Source organism: Actinomadura sp. B10D3 (assembly GCF_039871695.1).
Classification (GTDB): domain Bacteria; phylum Actinomycetota; class Actinomycetes; order Streptosporangiales; family Streptosporangiaceae; genus Spirillospora; species Spirillospora madurae.
Genome location: NZ_JBDPLY010000022.1, coordinates 136,527 through 154,822 on the forward strand (window position 1 = coordinate 136,527; position 18,296 = coordinate 154,822).

General features: G+C 69.0%; 16 protein-coding genes. 9 read left to right on the plus strand and 7 right to left on the minus strand.

Annotated elements, in window-relative coordinates; translation table 11 throughout:
• Positions 1 to 169: 169 nt before the first annotated feature.
• Positions 170 to 613, minus strand: a complete 444-nt coding sequence (locus tag ABGB11_RS28715) for a MarR family winged helix-turn-helix transcriptional regulator (RefSeq protein ID WP_347637716.1) — start codon at positions 611 to 613, stop codon at positions 170 to 172.
• Between the two features lie 117 nt (positions 614 to 730).
• Here ABGB11_RS28715 and ABGB11_RS28720 point away from each other — a divergent pair, with 117 nt between their 5' ends.
• Genes ABGB11_RS28720 through ABGB11_RS28735 form a run of 4 tightly spaced genes read left to right on the plus strand, consistent with a single transcriptional unit; the run spans position 731 to position 3,926 of the window.
• Positions 731 to 2,185: an MFS transporter gene (locus ABGB11_RS28720; protein ID WP_347637718.1), complete on the plus strand. Its 1,455-nt coding sequence runs from the start codon at positions 731 to 733 to the stop codon at positions 2,183 to 2,185.
• Positions 2,186 to 2,193: 8 nt separating this feature from the next.
• Positions 2,194 to 2,601 (plus strand): PPOX class F420-dependent oxidoreductase, encoded by a 408-nt coding sequence (locus tag ABGB11_RS28725; protein ID WP_347637720.1) that lies wholly within the window; start codon positions 2,194 to 2,196, stop codon positions 2,599 to 2,601.
• On the plus strand, positions 2,594 to 3,460 hold the full coding sequence (locus tag ABGB11_RS28730; protein ID WP_347637721.1) for an LLM class flavin-dependent oxidoreductase: 867 nt from the start codon (positions 2,594 to 2,596) through the stop codon (positions 3,458 to 3,460). Before ABGB11_RS28725 ends, ABGB11_RS28730 begins: the two co-directional genes overlap by 8 nt.
• Complete coding sequence (locus ABGB11_RS28735) at positions 3,453 to 3,926, plus strand: hemerythrin domain-containing protein (protein WP_347637723.1); 474 nt, start codon at positions 3,453 to 3,455, stop codon at positions 3,924 to 3,926. The genes ABGB11_RS28730 and ABGB11_RS28735 overlap by 8 nt, the downstream gene beginning before the upstream one ends.
• Here ABGB11_RS28735 and ABGB11_RS28740 read toward each other — a convergent pair.
• The 3 genes from ABGB11_RS28740 to ABGB11_RS28750 all read right to left on the minus strand — a co-directional run bounded on the left by ABGB11_RS28740 (position 3,909) and on the right by ABGB11_RS28750 (position 7,491).
• The gene (locus ABGB11_RS28740) at positions 3,909 to 4,361 is read right to left on the minus strand and encodes a MarR family transcriptional regulator (RefSeq protein WP_347637725.1); all 453 of its coding nucleotides are present in this window, start codon (positions 4,359 to 4,361) and stop codon (positions 3,909 to 3,911) included. The genes ABGB11_RS28735 and ABGB11_RS28740 overlap by 18 nt on opposite strands.
• Before the next feature lie 860 nt (positions 4,362 to 5,221).
• Entirely contained in the window at positions 5,222 to 6,364 is a 1,143-nt protein-coding gene (locus ABGB11_RS28745; RefSeq protein ID WP_347637727.1) for an alpha/beta fold hydrolase, read from the minus strand.
• A gap of 221 nt (positions 6,365 to 6,585) precedes the next feature.
• A complete protein-coding gene (locus tag ABGB11_RS28750) occupies positions 6,586 to 7,491 on the minus strand; it encodes a LysR substrate-binding domain-containing protein (protein WP_347637729.1) in 906 nt (301 codons plus the stop codon).
• A 257-nt stretch (positions 7,492 to 7,748) separates the two neighbouring features.
• Between ABGB11_RS28750 and ABGB11_RS28755 the strand changes: the two genes are divergently transcribed.
• The 5 genes from ABGB11_RS28755 to ABGB11_RS28775 all read left to right on the plus strand — a co-directional run bounded on the left by ABGB11_RS28755 (position 7,749) and on the right by ABGB11_RS28775 (position 13,912).
• Positions 7,749 to 8,894 (plus strand): FAD-dependent monooxygenase, encoded by a 1,146-nt coding sequence (locus ABGB11_RS28755; RefSeq protein ID WP_347637749.1) that lies wholly within the window; start codon positions 7,749 to 7,751, stop codon positions 8,892 to 8,894.
• A 104-nt stretch (positions 8,895 to 8,998) separates the two neighbouring features.
• Positions 8,999 to 9,940 (plus strand): VOC family protein, encoded by a 942-nt coding sequence (locus ABGB11_RS28760; RefSeq protein WP_347637731.1) that lies wholly within the window; start codon positions 8,999 to 9,001, stop codon positions 9,938 to 9,940.
• 55 nt (positions 9,941 to 9,995) lie between these two features.
• A complete protein-coding gene (locus ABGB11_RS28765) occupies positions 9,996 to 11,000 on the plus strand; it encodes a cyclase family protein (protein WP_347637733.1) in 1,005 nt (334 codons plus the stop codon).
• Positions 10,997 to 12,976 (plus strand): acetoacetate--CoA ligase, encoded by a 1,980-nt coding sequence (locus tag ABGB11_RS28770; protein ID WP_347637735.1) that lies wholly within the window; start codon positions 10,997 to 10,999, stop codon positions 12,974 to 12,976. The genes ABGB11_RS28765 and ABGB11_RS28770 overlap by 4 nt, the downstream gene beginning before the upstream one ends.
• A 30-nt stretch (positions 12,977 to 13,006) precedes the next feature.
• Positions 13,007 to 13,912, plus strand: coding sequence for a hypothetical protein (locus ABGB11_RS28775; protein WP_347637737.1), 906 nt, complete (start codon positions 13,007 to 13,009; stop codon positions 13,910 to 13,912).
• A 364-nt stretch (positions 13,913 to 14,276) separates the two neighbouring features.
• Here ABGB11_RS28775 and ABGB11_RS28780 read toward each other — a convergent pair whose 3' ends face one another.
• The 3 genes from ABGB11_RS28780 to ABGB11_RS28790 all read right to left on the minus strand — a co-directional run bounded on the left by ABGB11_RS28780 (position 14,277) and on the right by ABGB11_RS28790 (position 18,230).
• Entirely contained in the window at positions 14,277 to 15,659 is a 1,383-nt protein-coding gene (locus tag ABGB11_RS28780; RefSeq protein WP_347637739.1) for an amidase, read from the minus strand.
• Positions 15,656 to 16,801 (minus strand): urea transporter, encoded by a 1,146-nt coding sequence (locus tag ABGB11_RS28785; RefSeq protein ID WP_347637741.1) that lies wholly within the window; start codon positions 16,799 to 16,801, stop codon positions 15,656 to 15,658. Before ABGB11_RS28785 ends, ABGB11_RS28780 begins: the two co-directional genes overlap by 4 nt.
• Before the next feature lie 253 nt (positions 16,802 to 17,054).
• Complete coding sequence (locus ABGB11_RS28790; RefSeq protein WP_347637751.1) at positions 17,055 to 18,230, minus strand: MFS transporter; 1,176 nt, start codon at positions 18,228 to 18,230, stop codon at positions 17,055 to 17,057.
• Between the last annotated feature and the right edge of the window lie 66 nt (positions 18,231 to 18,296).

The following is an 18,296-nucleotide window of genomic DNA, read 5'->3' on the forward strand; positions in this document are numbered from 1 at the left end:
CCGCCAGGCCGAGCAACGCCTCAAGGCGGGGAAGGCATGGCAAGGACAACGGGCTGGTGTTCTGCACGGCGACCGGGAGGCCAGCGGACGCCGCCAATGGTGCCAGCCTGTAACCGGCGACCGGTGCTTTCAGCCGGAGGCGTTTGCTGCTGGCGCGGGGTTCGGCGGATCAATCGCTCGTTGGGGGCTCGTCGTCTGCGGCGATGAGCTGTGCGATCAATGAGGCTACGCAGCGCTTGTCGGCGGGGCACAGCATGTCGGTCAGCGCCTCCAGACGTGTGGCGACGTTCTGCTGGGACAGTGCCGCCAGCCGGGAACCAGCCTCGGTGAGCTCGATCTGGCAGGCACGTCGATCGGCTGGTGCGCCGGTGCGGGTGACCAGGTCCTTGCGTTCGGCGCGGTCGATGAGTTCCGAGAAACCAGACTTTCCCGCGCGTAGCGCCCATCTGAGCTCGGCCATGCCGGTCGGGCCGTCACCGTGGAGCAACAGCAGCAGGTCGACCTGTCGCGAAGTGAGGCCTTGGTCCTGGCCGGCCTGGGCCAGGGCGTGCCGCACCAAATGCGAGATGCGCACGAGGGCGGCGAGTTGGGGCTGGTCCGGCGGCGCGGGCATCGCGACTCCCGTTGACGATAGTTCGTAGTAGGAACTAAAGTACTTCGTACTGCGTACATTTCGTACTACGAATAATGAGGGACCGATGGTCGAGCAACTGATGCGCGGTGGTGCGCGATGAGTGCCGTGCGCGCGGACGAACCCACCGGGACGGGCGGGACCGGGACCCTGGTCGCGCTGGTGGTCGCGGTGTTCGGATATGCGCTGATGCAGACCGTGGTGGTTCCGGCGCTGAAGGTGCTGGAGACGGGCCTGCACACCACGCCCGCCACAGCGGCCTGGATCCTCACCGCGTTCTTGCTGTCCAGCGCGGTACTGACTCCGCTGCTGGGACGGCTCGGCGACCAGTACGGCAAGCGCCGGGTGATCCTGGCGGTGCTGGCGGTCTATGCGCTCGGGATGGCCGGCGCGGCCGCATCGCAGAATATCGGGCAGCTGGTCACCGCGCGGGTCCTTCAGGGGGCGGCGCTGGCGGTGGTTCCGCTGGCGATGGCGGTCCTGCGGGAGGCGCTGCCGCCCCAGCGGCTGCCGTTCGCGATGGGGCTGGTGTCGGGCGTCGTCGGCGCCGGGGCGGGCGCCGGGCTGATCGTTGGCGGGCTGCTCGCCGACCATCTGTCCTGGCGCTGGCTGTTCGTCCTCGGTGCCGCTCTCGCGCTGGTCAGTCTGGTGCTGGCGGCGCTGTGGGTCCCCGCTGACCGGCGCATCGCCGCGGGCGGGATCGACCTGCCGGGCACCGTCCTGCTGGGCGGGAGCCTGGTCGCGATCCTGCTCGCGCTGGCCAAGGGGCCCGCGTGGGGCTGGTCGTCCGGGCGGGTGCTGGGGCTTCTGGTGCTCGGGGTGCTGCTGTTCGCCGCACTCGTCGGGGTCGAGCGGGCCAGGCGCGATGCTCTCATCGACGTCACCGAACTGACCGATCGGCCGATGCTGATGACGCACCTGGCGGCGTTCCTGTTCGGCACCGGCTCCTATTTCTTCTATCTTGCGCTGCCGCTGTACGCGCAGCAGCGGCCCGGGGGCACCGGCGTCGGGTTCGGTGCCTCGGTCACCGAGGCAGGCCTGCTGATGCTGACGGGAGCGCTCGCCGTGATCCCCGCCGGGATGGCGGTCGGACGGCTCACCTCGGCACTGGGGCCCCGCTGGCCGATCGCAGGCGGGTTCGCGCTCATCACCGCCGGGTCGGTGCTCTTGGCTTCGGCGCACGACCGCAAATGGCAGCACGTGGTGTTCTACGCCGTCGTCGGTATCGGAACCGGCCTGGTCATCGGCGTGCTGCCCAAGCTGATCGCCGACATCGTGCCGCTGGAGCGCACTGGTACCGCCAATGGCCTGAACAACATCGCCCGCACCGTGGGCAGCGCTGTCGGCACCGCGGTGGCGGCGGCTGTGATCGCCTCGGGGCGTGCCCCGCGCGGTGCGACCCCCGACTCCACCTACACCACGCTGTTCTGGCTCGCGACGGCCACCGGCGCCGCCGGTATCGCGGCCGCATTCCTTGCCGTCCGCCGCCGGACCGTCGCCGCCGACCCGGTCTCCGGCGCCGTCCGACCGGAACAACCGCAGACCACGAAGTGAGACCGACCATGAGCGTCTTCAGCACGGCCGAGCTCGACTACCTCCGCAATGCCGACGTGCGTCTGCTCGGGCGGCTCGCCACGGTCGGGCCGGACGGCAACCCGCACGTGGCCCCCGTCGGCTGGTCGCTCGACCCGGGGGCGACCCTCATCGAGATCCGTGGCCGCAACCTCGCCCGGTCCAAGAAGTTCCGCGATGTGGCCGCCACCGGCCGCGCGGCCCTGGTCATCGATGACGTCCTCCCGCCCTGGTGGCCTCGCGGGATCGAGATCCGGGGCCGAGCCGAGGCAATCCCCGGCCAGGTGGCCCGTATTCGCCTGATTCCTGAGCGAATCATCAGCTGGGGACTGCACAAAGGCCCGACCATCGAGGACACCTACCGGGCCCGCGACGTCGTAGGGAGCGAGTATGCCTGACTATGGACACCGCCTCCGCTTCGCTGCCAACATCATCCCGGCCGCGCACGCCCCGGCCGAGGTCGTCGCCCTTGCTCAGCAGGCCGAATCCGCGGGTCTGGACTTGGTCACCTTCCAGGACCACCCGTACCAGCCCGCATTTCTGGACACCTGGACGCTGCTCGGCTTTGTCGCCGCCGCCACCAGCCGCATCCACCTGGCGGGCAACGTCCACCCGATCCCGCTTCGTCCGCCGGCGGTACTCGCGCAGGCGGCGGCGACCCTGGACCTGCTCAGCGGTGGCCGACTGGAACTTGCCCTGGGCGCGGGCGGGTTCTGGGACGCCATCACCGCCATGGGCGGACCGCGCCGGCCCCCGAGCGAGGCCGTCCAGGCACTGGAGGAGGCCATCCAGATCATCCGGGCGTCCTGGGACACCCGCTCTCCGGGCCCGATTCGCGTTGACGGACGGCATTACCGCGTGAGCGGCCTGGCCCGCGGTCCGCGTCCCGCCCATGACGTCGGCATCTGGGTCGGCGCGTACAAGCCGCGCATGCTCCGCCTGGTCGGGCGGGTCGCGGACGGATGGCTGCCTTCACTGCCGCGCCTCCGGCACCCGGGCGCGCTGGCCCAGGGCAACGCTGTGATCGACGACGCCGCGACCGAGGCTGGACGTTCCCCCCGGGACATCCACCGCTTGCTCAACCTGGGGCAGTGGGCCCCTGCTGAGCTGCTGGCGGAACTAGCCCTCGACCACGGCATCAGCGTCTTCACCTTGATGACCGACGATGTGAACCAGATCCGGCGGCTCGCGACGGAGACGGCGCCGGCAGTCAGGCAACTGGTCGAAGCCGAACGCTCAGTGAGCAGCCATGCCTGACCCGGCGATCAGGGACGAGCGCTTCCCCGATGGACGACACCTAGTCCAAGCGCACGACTATCTGCGCCGCCAACTGCGGGAACTACATGTGCTCCTGACCAGGGCGGAGGGCAGAACCCCCGCTTCCAACCAGGGAACAGCGCAACAGGCCACGCTGTCCCTGCGCCGCCAATTCGACCTCTTTTGCCGATCGCACTGCCAGGTGCTTCTTCAGCATCACACCCGGGAAGACACCGTGATGTTCCCGCACCTGCGCCGCGCAGACCCGAGCCTGGCGCGGGTACTGGATCGCTTGGAAAGGGAACACCGCACCATCCAAGCGATCTTGGAACGCGTCGATCGAGCGCTCGCGCACGACCCAGGCGAACTCCGGACGGCGATCAACCTGCTCACCGAGGCGTTGCTCGCCCACTTGGCCTACGAAGAGGAGATGCTCGTCGAGCCGCTTTCACGTCACGGTGGCTGACCGGGCGAAGCCGTGCTCGGTGAGGATCAGCGCGACCGCGGATGCCAGCCGATCCCGGTCGTCCCGCTCCAGCCGTCCCGTCATCGAATCCAGCTTTGCGACGACATCGTCGTGGGCGACGTCGGCGAGCCTGGTTCCGTCCTCGGTCAACGCGACGCGCCAGGCCCGCCGGTCGGCCGGATCGGCCACCCGGGCGACCAGTCCTCGCTTTTCCACCCGATCCACCAGGCCGGTCATGCTGGACCTCTCCAGATGCATCAACCGGCTCAACTCGGTCATCCCAAGCGGCTCGGCCAGCAGCATGCACAGCAGTTGCAGTTGCTGTGAGGTGAGGCCGTGCTCCCGAGCGACGTCGGCGAACACGTGCTGCACCACATGCGACAGCCGAACCAACGCGTCAGCCATACCCAGCCCGCCGGACACCTGGACCGCCATCGCACCTCCCAGCCGGAAGTCTAAACGGCGGGATCCGAGCTGAGGCGGCTGCGGACCATGTGTCTATTGCACCGAGCATCTTGTACTCGGGACCCCGGTCGTTTTGTTGAGCACCGAAAACGAGGACGGCTCGGCCAACCTTGCGCCCAGCGAGGCCGCCGGGCTCATGCCCGAGCCTTCCGAGATGGTCCGTCCGCCGCGTGTCGCCGAATGCCCGATCCAGATGGAGGCCCGCGCCGCTCAGGTCCCGCCGGACGTGACCGGCGATTTCTCCGGTGAGTGCCTTCCGGAGCAGGGCGGCCAGTTGGTCCCGTTCGGGAGCGCTCAGGTTGGCGATGGCGGACCGGGCGAACGCGAAGGACTCCTCGAAGGCGGCGTAGAGCGCGGTCCCGTTCGGGGTACGGACGATCTCCCGCGCGCGGCGGTCGTCGGGGCGCGGCTCCCGCCGGACGAGATCGCGCGCTCCTCGCGCCGGAGGAGCACCGCGGCCGGGCCTACACGATCACGGGTCCGGAGGCGGTTCCGGTCGCGTCCGTCGCTGGGGAGCTTTCCGCGCGCCTGGGTCACGAGATCCGCTCCGAGGACCCACCTCCGGAAACAGCCGTTGATGGCGCGGACCCATGGGCGGCAGGAATTCTCCACGACCTCGACCCTTCACCGCGTCCGTGACCGCAACGACCAGGGCGGATCTACACGGTCACGCCTCTTCGGTGCCGTCCGGCGCCGGGTCCGGTGCTGCCGAGAGAGCGAAATGCCGGTACACCAGATGCGCACCCGCGGTCGTGCCACCGCGTGGCGCGGTGGCGGCCCGACGGCGATTCCGGCGGGGCACCGGCAGGAGTGGTGCCCGGGGTGCACGTTCAGATCGTGTCGGCGATCCAGTCGGCGATGTAACCGGTGGCGGCGGGCATGTTGTCGGCGCTGACGTGCTCGACGCCTCCTTCGCGCTCGGTGAACCACTTGAGTTCGCGCTTGGGGCTGTTGACCGCGGTCTCGTACTGGGCGATGGCGTACTCCCGTGGGATCTGCCGATCACCTGCGCCGTGCGTGGTCAAGAAGGGGACCCTGATCTCCTCGGTGACGCCGACAAGGCTCATCGACGGAGCGAATTCCATGAATTCCTCGATGGTGCTCTTGCCGAACACCCACTGCACGTGGTCCCAGTAGTGGGGGACGGGCCGGTCCCCTTCGCGGGCCAGCCTGCGCTTCTGGAGTTCCCCCCAGTTGTAGTTCGCGCCCCAGGCGACGCAAAGGCTGAAACGCCGCTCGAACGCGGCAGCGCGGGGGGCGTAGTAGCCGCCCAGCGACCACCCCATCACGCCGATGCGTGCGGGATCGACGTCCTCGCGGGTCTCCAGCCAGTCGACGCAGGCGGACGACCAACGCTCGCTGTCGTGACGTCCGGTCAGACCACGTAGCCGGAGCGCCTCCCCGGTGCCGGGGTGGTCGACGATGAGCGTGGAGATGCCCCGACGGGCCAGTTCATGGGAGATGCCCGATCCGTAGATCATCTCTTTGGTGCTGTCCAGGCCGTTGTAATGCACCATGCACGGAGCCTGACCGGTGACCCCTTCGGCGCGCACGAACAGGGCAGGCAGGCTGGTGTCGGCGTAGGGGATCTCGACTCGTTCGCAGTTCTGCCGGCCGAGGGCGATGCCCTTGTCGAAGGAGTCGAGCATTTTCCGGTAGGCGTCCCGGCGGGGGGCGTAGTTCCGGCTTTGCAGCCTTTCGGCCGTCAAGTAGTAAACCGAGGCCCGGTGATACTTGGCGCCCGCGGACAGTGAATGTCCGGAGGCCTGGGCCTCTTCGGCGAGTCCGACGAGGCGGTCGGCCAAGGCCGTCCAAGACTGGAAGAAAAGCTCGGTGCCCGCGTCCTCGCCGTCCAGGGACGCCTCCAGAACCGGAGCACAGGCCTCGGTCACCTCGGTGATGTGTGCTCCGGTGTTCAGTGCGATGTTGACCGACAGATTCCACACGTAGTTTCCGGGGAATATCTCGAACACCGCTGTTCTCCTGTTCATGCCGCAGCCGATAGGGCGGCCGCCTGCCTGGTGACTGCCGCGGATGGTCACGGCGGGATGTCGTAAGGACGTTATGCACCACGAGGCCGGACCCGGAAATGATTCCTATTGATGAGGGCGATCGATGGTGTCGATACCGCTGCCGCAAAGGGGCCGCGCGGCCCGGCGGCCGGGATGCTCAGTGGGTGCCGCGCATGGCGCGGCTACAGCTGGCCGACCAGGGTGACGATCCGCTCGCGTAGCCACCTGTGCGCGAGGTCCTCGGTGTGACGCGGGTTCCAGTAGAGCGCCTCGTGGACAGGCTGTAGCGGCAGCGGGTGCTCCACGAACCGGATTCCGGCGGCAGCCGCGACGTTCCGGGCCAGTCTTTCGTGAACGAAGCTGACCAGGGGAGTGCCGGCGAGCAGGAACGGTGCGATCACGAAACCCTGAGTGGTGATCTCGACATGCAACCGGACCCCCAGCGCCTCGAGCTGGGTCTGCAGGATCGCGGGCAGCGGCCCGCCGCTGAAGGTTACGAAGGACAGGTTCACGAGCTCGTCGATCGTGACCCTGTCCGGGACCTGGGTGTTGTCCTGATGTGCGGTCAGCACGAACCGGTCGGTGAAGAGCGGCCTGTGCGGGAAGGCGAAGCCGTGGCCGACCGTTTCGGCAGGCATGATCAGCATGTCGGCCTGCCCTTTCCTGAGCAGGTCGCCGAAGTTGGCGCTCACCGGGACGATGTTCAGCCGGACGCTCGGCGCCTCGGACGCGAGGTCGCCCAGCAGCGGCCGGAGCAGGACGAGCGTGGTGTAGTCGCTGGCCATCACCGTGAACGTGCGCTCGTCCCGGGTCGGGTCGAAGGCGGCCGAGCGGCCCATGACGACCTCGGCGGCGTTCAGCGCGTCCCGGACGGGCCCGATCAAGGACTCCGCCAGCGGGGTCAGGACGAGCAGCCGGCCCTCACGCACCAGCAGCGGGTCCATGAAGTGCTTGCGCAGCCGGGCCAGCGAGGCGCTCATCGCGGGCTGTCCGACCGAGGTCCGCTCCGCCGCGCGGGTCACGTTCCGCTCTGACAGCAACGCCTCCAACGCCACCATCAGGTTCAGGTCGACCCCGGCCAACCCCATGGCAATCCTCCCCGGCGCGCCCGTCCGGACCTTCGCTCGCACGATGACACCGATCGCGCCGAAGACCCTTCGATCGCCGGCGGGCGGCCGTCTCAGCGTACTGCTCGTGACCGGAAAGCAGGAGAAGCCGATACGTCTACGGCGGCGCTGTTATCGACCGGATCGATGCCCACCATCGATACCAACTACTTCTGCCGATCCTGTTCGCGGGGTTAGCTTCTGCGGCGAAGCATCCGAGTAACGAGGTGGTGGAAGCGATGCAGGTAGAGCGTGTCCTGGTCGTCGGAGCAGGGATTGGCGGGCTCGCCGCGGCCGTTGCCTTCGCCCGGCGCGGCGTGAAAGTGGACGTGGTCGAAATCAGGCCCGACACCGAGGTCCACGGGGTCGGGATCATCCAGCCGGCCAATGCGCTGCGCGCGGTTCGCTCCCTCGGGCTGCTGGACGAGGTCCTGGCGGCGGGATTCCAATTCGCGCAGAACAGCTTTTATGACTGGCAGGGAGAACTGATAACGCCGTACCCATCGGTACTCGGGACGGATGTGCCGTCCTTCAACGCGCTCGGCCGGCCCGTTCTTCACGAGATTCTGTCCTCGGCGGCACTACGCTGGGGCGCGAAGATCGCTTATGGCGTGACCTGGAGTGAGCTGGACGAAAGCGAGTCCGGAGTCAGCGTAACGCTCACCGATGGCTCGCGCGCCGACTACGACCTCGTCGTCGGCTTCGACGGCATACGCTCGCCGCTCCGCGGGCATCTTTTCTCCGAAAAGTACGATCCGGTCTTCACCGGTAGTGCCGTCTGGCGCGTGACGATGCCCCGGCCCCCGGAACTCACCGACTTCAAGCTGTTCCTGGGCGACCAGACGAAGGCGGGCCTGGTTCCGTTGTCCGAGGAGCTCATGTACCTGCTGCTGGTTTCCCTCGAGCCGGGCAATCCGCGTCACGACCCCGCCGACTTTCCCCGGATGCTCGTCGAACGCCTCGCCGGATATGGCGGCCTCATCGGTGAGCTGCGCGATCGCATCTCGCCTTCCGCCACCGTCGTTTACAGCCCCATCTCGGAAGTGTGGCTGCCGGATCCCTGGTATCGCGGACGAGTGGTCCTCCTCGGCGACGCCGCCCATGCCTGCGCCCCGCATCTGGCGCAGGGCGCCGCGATGGCGGTTGAGGACGCAGTGGCGCTCGCCGAAGAGTGCGAGGTGCCCCGGCCCATCGAAGACTCACTGGCCGCCTTGATGAAACGGCGGTTCGAGCGAGTGTCCCTCGTGCAGAAGGTCTCCGGAGCCATCGAAGCCGAGGAGACGTCGTTGACGGCCGATCGGCTTTCCAGCGCCGTCATCCAGATGCGCACGGGGATTCCCGAGCGCCTTGGCAAGGTCGAGAGCGCGCTCAACCAGCCGTTCTGATCCGCCATGTGCCGCCCGGCCGGCTCCGCCGGCTGATTCCGCACCGCGACCGCCATCCGGCCATCGCACCGGCTCCATTTCTCATGCCTTGAGGAGTTGATCTCGTGTCCGCACTGCCTTCAATACCAAGGTCGCCGATCACACATCTGCGCCATGTCGGGATCGCCGTGCCCGATTACGCGGCCGCCGTCGAGTTCAACCGCACGCTCTGGGGGCTGACGCCGGTCGCCGACGACGGCGACGTCACGTTCTTCGCGGCCGAGGCCAGCCCCGAGCAGTACATCCTTCGCGTGCGACGGGCCCAGGACAAGCGCCTGGACCTCATCGCCTTCGCGGCCGAGAGCGCCGCGGCCGTCGACGCGACGACCGAGCGCTTGGCCCGGGCAGGCGTGCGGATCGATAGCGAACCGGGCCGCCTCACCACCCCCGGCGGCGGCTACGGCATGCGCTTCTTCGACCCCGACGGCCGGCTGGTCGAGCTGTCCAGCGATGTCGAAGAACGCCGGGCGCGCCCGCTGGAACCACGCGAGTCGATTCCGCAGAGCCTCAGCCACGTGGTGATCAACAGTACGAACGTCACCAAGACCAAGGCGTTCTACGAATCACTCCTGGGGTTCCGGCTCTCGGACTGGCTGGAAGACGACATGTGCTTCCTGCGTACCCGCACGGCCCACCACATCCTGGCCATCGGCCGGGGGCCGCACACATCGCTCAACCACATCTCCTTCGAGATGCGCGGCCTCGACGAGTACATGCGCGGCAGCGGCCGGCTCATCCGCTCCGGCCGCACACCCCTGTGGGGACCCGGCCGGCACGGTGCAGGCGACAACACCTTCACCTACTTCCTCGATCCCAACGGCAACGTCGTGGAGTACACCACCGAGCTGGAGAGGATCGAGGACGACGAGAACTGGGAACCCCGGGTGTTCAAGGCGACCCCGGAAGAGGCCGACCAGTGGGGCACCGGCGGCCTGATCACGGACGCCATGATCCCCGCGATGTTCAACGACCCCGACAAGGGCCTGTGGACGCCCGCGCCGGTCTGACCGCAGGCCGAGCGTCCCAGCCGAAACCGATTCCGCCGTCCAGGGAGCACCTTTCATGTCTCCGACCGCCAAGCCCCGCACCGCCGTTTCCGGCCCGATCGCGACGAAGCCCGACGCGGATACCCGGATCCTGCACGACTACATCGAGCAGTGCAGCAACTGGGGCCGGTGGGGCGATGACGACGAGATCGGCACGCTGAACTTCGTCGGGCCCGAGCAGGTCCGCGCCGCCGCCGCACTGGTGCGGCGCGGCGAGGTCATTCCGGTCAGCCTTCCCTATGACGAGCGGGGCTGCCAGGACGGCGGGTTCCGGCAGAACCCCCAGTTGATGGTCACGGCATCCGGTACCGACTATCTGGCGGGCGCGCAGGACCAGACCCCCTGGGGTCCGGCACGTGGGTTCGGCTATTCCGATGACGTGGTCATCCTGCCGACGCAGTCCGGCACGCAGTGGGATTCGCTGTCGCACATCTTCTTCGAAGGGCAGATGTACAACGGCCGTTCGCCCGACTTGGTGACCGCGACGGGAGCGACCCGAAACGGCGTCGAGAAGGGTGTCGACCGGTTCGTGATGCGCGGTGTCCTGCTCGACGTCGCTCGCCGGCACGGAGTGGAGAGCCTGGAGCCGGGCCATGCGATCACGGCCGAGGAACTGCAGGCGGCGGCCGACTCGGCCGGGGTGGAGATCCGCCGCGGCGACGCGCTGCTGGTCCGAACGGGCTTCATGGGGGCACGGCGCGGCCGGTGGGAGGACTACGCGGGCGGCCCGGCGCCCGGGCTGTCCCTGCACACCGCCCCCTGGCTGCACGCGAAAGAGGTCGCGGCGGTTGCGACCGACACCTGGGGCGTGGAGGTCCGGCCCAACGAGATCGACCATATTCAGCCCCTGCATTCGGTCGCGCTCGTCCATATGGGCCTCGCCCTGGGCGAGATCTTCGATCTGGAGCGGCTGTCGGAGCATTGTGCCGCGGATGGCGCGTACGAGTTCCTGTTCGTGGCCGCGCCGCTGCCGCTGACCGGGGCGTCCGGGGCACCGCTGAGCGGCCTGGTGATCAAATGAGCCCGGTGCCGGGCACGCCGATGTGGACGCCGACGGCGGAGCAGCTGAGCGAAAGCGCGATCGCCCGATTCGCCCGTGCCGCCGGGCAAGGCCCGGAGTATCAGGACCTGTGGCGCTGGTCGGTGCGGGATCTGGAGGGCTTCTGGACGATTGCGGCGGACTTCCTCGGTGTGCGCTGGGCCGAGCGTCCAGCCCAGGTGCTCGGTTCGAGGGCCATGCCGGGAGCGCGATGGTTCCCGGGCGGGCGCCTCTCGTTCGCCGAGCACGTGTTCGCCGGGCGCGACCCGGGCAAGGTCGCGGTCCGCCACGCATCCGAGTCTCGTCCGGGCGGCGCCTGGACCTGGGCCGATCTCTACCGCGAGACCGGCCGGGTCCAGGCCGGGCTGCGGCGCCTCGGCGTCCGCCCCGGGGACCGGGTCGCCGCGTACCTGCCCAACGCCCCCGAAACGCTGGCCGCGTTCCTCGCGACGACCGCGCTCGGGGCGGTCTGGACGGCCGCCGCCCCCGAGTTCGGCGCCGAGGCGGTCATCGCACGGTTCGCCCAGACCGAACCGGTCGTGCTGCTCGCCGCCGACGGCTACCGCCACAAGGGAAACGTCATCGACCGGGACGCCAGAAGCCGGCGGATCGCCCACCGGGTCGGCGCCGCCCACGTCCGGCTCGGGTATCTCGACGGCACCGGCTGGGACCCGGAGTTCATCGGCCCGGACGACGCGGTCCCGGAGTTCGAGACCGTCCCGTTCGACCACCCGCTGTGGGTGCTCTACAGCTCCGGCACGACCGGACCGCCCAAGGCGATCGTGCACGGTCAGGGCGGCGTGCTGCTGGAACTCCTCAAGACCATGGTGCTCCAGCTCGGTGTCCGTCCCCACGACCGCGTCTTCTGGTACACCACGACGGGGTGGGTGATGTGGAACATCCTCGCCGGCGCCCTCCTCGCGGACGCGTCGGTGGTGCTCTACGACGGCCATCCCGGTGGGGAGGTCCTCTGGGATCTGGCGGAGAGCACCGGTATCACCATCTTCGGGACGAGCCCCGCCTACCTGGACGCCTGCATGCGATCGGGAATCCGTCCGCCCGAGGGGCGAGATCTGTCCGCGCTCCGGGCCATCGGATCGACCGGTTCGCCCCTGGCTCCCGAGTCCTACGACTGGGTCTACGAGACCTTTCCGTCCAGCACCTGGCTGTTCTCCATGAGCGGGGGGACGGACATCGTCACGCCCTTCCTCGGCCCGGCGCCCACGGTGCCGGTGTACCGAGGGGAGATCGGTCCGCCCGCACTCGGCGTGGACCTGCGTTCCTACGCCGAAGACGGCACGGCGCGGACCGGCGAGGTCGGTGAGCTCGTCGTCGCCCAGCCGATGCCGTCGATGCCGATCGCGTTCTGGGACGATCCGTCTGGACGGCGCCTGCGTGACTCCTACTTCACACGCTTCCCTGGCGTCTGGACGCACGGTGACTGGCTGAGACTCACCGAACGGAACACGGGCATCATCAGCGGACGCAGCGACGCGACGATCAACCGCGGCGGCGTCCGGATCGGTACCGCCGAGATCTACCAGGCACTGCGTCCACTCGGCCAGATCGCCGACTCGATGGCCATCGACCTGCCCCATACGGGCACGTCCGGCGTGATCCTGCTGTTCGCCGTCCTGGCAGACGGCACACGGCTCGACGATTCGCTGCGCACGCGGATCGCCACGGCGATCCGCGACGGCTGCTCGCCCCGCCACGTGCCCGACGACATCATCGCCGTCGCCGATCTGCCGCGCACGTCATCGGGAAAGAAGCTGGAGCTCCCGACCAAGCGGATCCTCATGGGCGCCGCCGCCGAGTCCGTGACCGGTCACGACGGTCTGGTGAACCCGGCGGCGCTCGAAGCCCTCACGGGGGCCGTGCGGGCGCGCGGCTGGGGCACACCCGGCGATCCAGCCGACCTGAAAAGAAGCGACTTCGATCAGAGAACCGTCAGCTGACCGGCACGAGCAGTCCGAAGGAGCCGAACCATGGGCACGAACCTGAACACCGAACAGGCGGGCTACGATGTGGACCGCCTTCTCACCGACGTCCTGGGCATCGGCCCGCTGGAGACGCCCGAGCTTCCACCGCCTGCGCTGGCCCCCTTGACCGTGGAGCTGGAAACGGCCACCGTCGGGCTGCTCGTCACCTGCGGCGCCTACTTCCCCGACCAGGAGCCGATGGCCGAGACGAACGACTTGTCCTACCGCCTCCTGCCCCGTGAGCGCGATCTCGACACCGTCCTCTTCGGGCACAAGACCCCCGTGCGGGCTTTCGCGCAGGCCGACCCGAACGTGGCCTATCCCCGGGACCGCATGCTCGAACTCGAAGCCTGGGGGATGATCGGCGAGTATGCCGAGAACGCGGTGTCGATCGTCGGCTCGATCAGCAGGTACACGGAACTGGCGGAAGTCACCGCCCCGAAGATCGTCGCGGAATTCCAGCGGATGCAGACCGACTTCGTGCTGGTCGTGCCGTTCTGCCCGCAATGCCATGTGTCCGCGGCCGTTCTGGCCCGGGCGATCGAAAGGCTCGGGCTTCCCACGATCAGCGCCACGACCCTGCTGAAGCCGGCACTCGCGATGAAGCCGCCGCGCGCGACGTTCCTCGACTTCCCCCTCGGCTGCCCCATGGGCCGGCCGGGCCGGACCGACCAGCAGCGCGACATCCTGCGCACCGTACTGGAGGCCGCCGTCGAAGCGCCCGCCGACTCGGAACCGCGGCGGCTTCCCTTCCAGTGGGACGAGGACGGCAACCGAGACTGGGAAAGCCTCGTCGACGACATTTACCGGATCGACAACGCCATCCGTGGCACGGTCGGCGCCCACGCGCGAGAGCACGAAGGGGCCGCATCGAACCGGCCGGAGGGCGGCGCCGCCCAATGCTGGTGTTGACGCTCCGCCCGCATGCGCCTCGATCACGAGCGCTCGGCAGCTGTACTCGACCCCGCCGGCCGCCCACACGTTCGTCGCCGACAGCGCCGCCACACATGGAACTCGGCCCAGCCGTTCTAGGGGACGGCTGGGCCGTCCCTGCAGCTTCCACGCCGACCCGTTCCAGCGCCTGACCGACGGCTGAGCGCCGTTGCGGCCGACCGCCCAGACATAGGCGGCTGACACCGCGCTGATCGCCCCGGCGCGGGCGATCGCCGCCAAGCCAAAGATCGTGACCAGGAAGAACGCGGGCAAGCCGCCCTCGGTCGCCTCGCCGCTTGCGAACGTTGCAGCGGCCCTCCGGGGCGAAGGTCGCCGACCGGCATCAGCGAAGTGCGTCCTCCAACGCCACGACGATGCTGAGAAGGCCGTCATCGGAGCCGAGCGGCCCGACGATCTGTGCTCCCGACGCTGCGGCAGCGCCGGCTCCCGGAACCGGGAGCGATGCGACCGGGTGGCCGGTGTGGTTGAACAGCGCTGTGAACGAAACGAGCGCTGAAGTGATATCGACAAGCTGCGAGTCAACCGTCAGCTCATGAGCAGCGGTCGAGGGAACCGGAACGGGAAGGGTCGGCATGACAAGGGCGTCGACGCCTGCCAATGCCGAGTCGACTTGCGCCGCGAGATCGGCTCGCGCCGAGCGGGCACGGAAATAGTCGACGCCGCTGATGCCGTCCGCCAGCCCGACCACCATCCGCAGCACCTCTCCACATCGGTCCAGGTGCGGGTTGGACTCATGGTGGTAGGCGGCCAGTTCCACCGGCACGACGGTGTGGTGGATCGCGCGAACCGTGTCGACCGAGGGAAGTTCGACCGGCACCGCATGGACCCCAAGGTTCTCCAGCCTGCTCAGGAACGCAGCGAACGACTCCTGCACCTCGGCGTCGGCGACACCGACCAGGTTCTGAGGGACGCCCAGGCGTAGTCCACCGACTTTCTCGAGCCGGTGCTCGGTTCCGCTCGCGAGGGTTCGGTAGACGATCGCTGTGTCCGCGGCGGTGCGCGCGGTCACCCCCAGATGGTCGAGTGACGCCGCCATCGGAATGAGGCCCTCGGTGTCGAGGACGCCCCGGGAGGGCTTGTAGCCCACGACGCCGCAGCAGGCGGCCGGGATCCGGATGCTGCCGCCGGTGTCGGTGCCGATCGAGACCGGGCACATGCCCGCCGCCACGGCCACGGCCGACCCACCGCTGGAGCCGCCTGCGATCCGTCCAGGATCAACAGGGTTGACCGCCGACGCGCCCACCGTGCTGAGGGCGTACTCATCGCAGGAGTTGATCCCCACGATCACCGCGCCGGCTCGTCGCAGTCGGCCCACCACGGCGGAGTCTGCGGATGCGATCTGCCCTTTCAACGTCGGCGACCCGGCTCCGAGGGGCATGCCGCGCACGGCCAGCACATCCTTCACGCCGACCGGGATGCCGTCGAGGGGGCCGCGGTGCGCGCCGCGACTGAAACGCTCCGCCGAGGCACGTGCCTCGGCACGAGCCGACTCGCGCGCGACGTGCTCGAAGGCGTGCAGCCGACCGTTGTCGCGATCGATGCGCGCAAGCGCCCCCTCGAGGAAGTCAACGGGCGACGCCGTGCCCGCCGCAAAGGCAGAGACGAGGTCGCCCAGGGACGGGGAGACGGGTAGCGCAGAGGTCGTCATCATCGTTTCTTTCTTCTTGTACGTGCCGCGAGAGGCGCGCCACGACGGGAATTTCAAGCTCGCTTCAGGGCGGGAGACGTCTCGTGCAGCAGGAGCAGTACTGGGACGATCAGGCAGAACGGCAGGGACATGGCGGTGGGCATGCCGAAGAGCGCCACGAGCGGTGCGAGCGCGACGAGCCCGAGCGGCGAGAGCGCTGCGCCCGCGACACCGAGAGCCACCGACCTGACCGATGGCCGCAGGCAGACGCCGCCCACCGCCAGGCACACCAGAAGCCCGTTCATCCCGACCAGGCCGAAGTGCGTGAGGAACCCGTCGACTCCGATTACCTGCGCGCTCGCCACAGCGGTCACCGACCCGAGGACCGCGAGCGATGCCAGCAGCCTGGAGCACAGCGCCAGGCTCAGCAGGACCAGTAGGCCACTCATGGTGCCGGGCAGGAAGAACAGCTGACCGGCACCGTGGATGACGGCTTCGGCGACGCCCGTCACCAGGCCGAGCTCACCACCGTCGGGCGTCGACCGCAGGGTGCTGTCGACGGCTGTCGCGACTGGCTTGGAGGAGTGACCGATGAGGAGGCCGGCATGCCCGCGCTCGACCGAGACCAGTGCGGCGACGAATCCGAGCATGACCAGGTTGAACGGCAGCGTGAGGGGCCTGACGCCCCAGACGTCCGTCATCGCCCTGAGGAGCACCGCCATGACCGGGGCGGTGAGCGCGGCGGCGACCGCGACCAGCGCCAGAGCGGCGAGGTCCCACTCCGGAGCCAGGAACGTGCCGAGCCCGGCGCCGGTGATCGCCCCGTTGTAGCCGAAGAATCCCTGGCGGCACGAGTCGCGCTCCAGGCGAAGGGCCTTGGCTGCAGCGGTCGCGGCGAACACTCCCACCATGACCGTCACGCCCAGCCACGCCGACGCGAGGGTGACCGCCGCCAGCAGGACTACCCCGGTCAGCGGGTTGCTCGCGAAGACCACCATGCTCACGCCGCGCAGCGCGGTGTCGAGGAAAGCGGCAAGAGGACTGACGTCCAGCTGAGTGCGGCACCGGGGCATGTCGCCGGTGACTGCTTCCTTGACGTAGGAGAGAACGTGATGGCGACGTGTCGTCGTGGTGGGCGCGGAGTGCGAATGAGCAGCTGAGCGGGCCGCGGTAGCGGTCACCGACCGAGCGGCCGCGCCGGTGAACTTCGATTTCTTCATGAGGGCCTTCTGGACGGCGGGTTGCCTTCGGACGCCAGAGGAGGAGTCCGAGAGTGGACCGACCGAGGCGAGGCGAGCTTTCATCACCGTGGCGTAGAATTTTCTCGTAAACAAGACTTGTCTACATATATGGGGTCTGCTACACGACGGCGCCGGCCATGCTGGAACCAGATCCCGGGCCGTCGAGCGGCTGCTCACGTCGGCTGCGCCGCGCTGAGGGCGGCTGCGCCCGGGGCGAACGACCGTTCTGCCCTCATGACCCGGTGCTGGTCGTCTCACAGTGGCGTCGGTAACGCATCCGGTCCAGTCCCAGGATGCCCATGGCTCCGGCCAGCGCCAGGCCGACCGCCAGTACGACACCGCCGTTGACGTTGAGCGATGCGTCCCGCGCCTCACCGGGGTCGACCACACCCACAAGGAGAGCGAACCCGATCGCGGACCCCAGGTAGCGGGCGGTGTTGTTGATGCCCGAGCCCATCGCGGCATGCGCTGCGGAAACACTGTCGACGGCGAGGCGGGGGAGGGCCGCGTTGACCAGCCCGCTGCCCACGCCGGCGACGACCAGGCCGGGAGCGGTCCATTCCCACCGGCCGGAGCCCAGCGTTCCCATCAGTGCGGCCATCCCCGCCGCGCAGGCGACCAGGCCGAGAACCAGCTGGCGGGTGGCACCCATGGCGCGGGGCCGCCGGCTCATGTGCAGAGCCGCCACAGCCGAAGTCGCCGACCACGCCAGCAGCACCAGCGCCGCTGACAGCGGGGTCATCGCCAGCTCTGACTGCAGCAGGGCCGGCAAATAGCTCATCAGCGCGATGACCGACATGCCGGTGACGAGCGCGCCGGACGTCGCCACCAGAAACCCCCGGCTACGCAGAAGGTGCAAGGCCAGCAAGGGCTGAGCCGCCCGGCGCTGCCGGACGACGAAGCCGGCGAGGCACACGGCGCTCACACCGGCGGGGACGACGACGAGCGACCCGGTCCAGCCGTTGCGGCTCTCGGTCAGTGCCGTCATCGCCGCAAGCAAGGCGACCGTCCACACCGCCGCGCCCAGAACGTCAGCGCCGGGCTTGGCCTCCGCGCGGGACTCGTGCAAGCCGCGTGCACCCGCTATCGCGAGACCAGCGTCGGAGAGGGCAATGAGCCAGTAGCACGCGTTCCACCGCCACGCCGAGAGCGCGCCCGCTATCACGGGGCCGGCGGCGATCCCGGCGCCGACCATCACGCCCCACAGACCGGTCGCCCGCACACGAGCCTGACCCTTCGGGTACGCCTGAGCGATCAGACCGAGCGTCGTCGCGATGACCGCGGCACCAGCCGCACCTTGGACGATGCGTGAGACGACGAAGGTCACGAGGTCCCCTGCGAGAGCGCTGAGAGGGAGTTTTGAGAGTGGTCGGCTGGTCTGTGTGTTGTGCTGGGTGATGGGGCGAATTTCAGTGTTCGCTGTGGTTCAGGGTGAACAGTCCTGGTTGATGTTCGGCGAGGAGGTCGCGGGCAA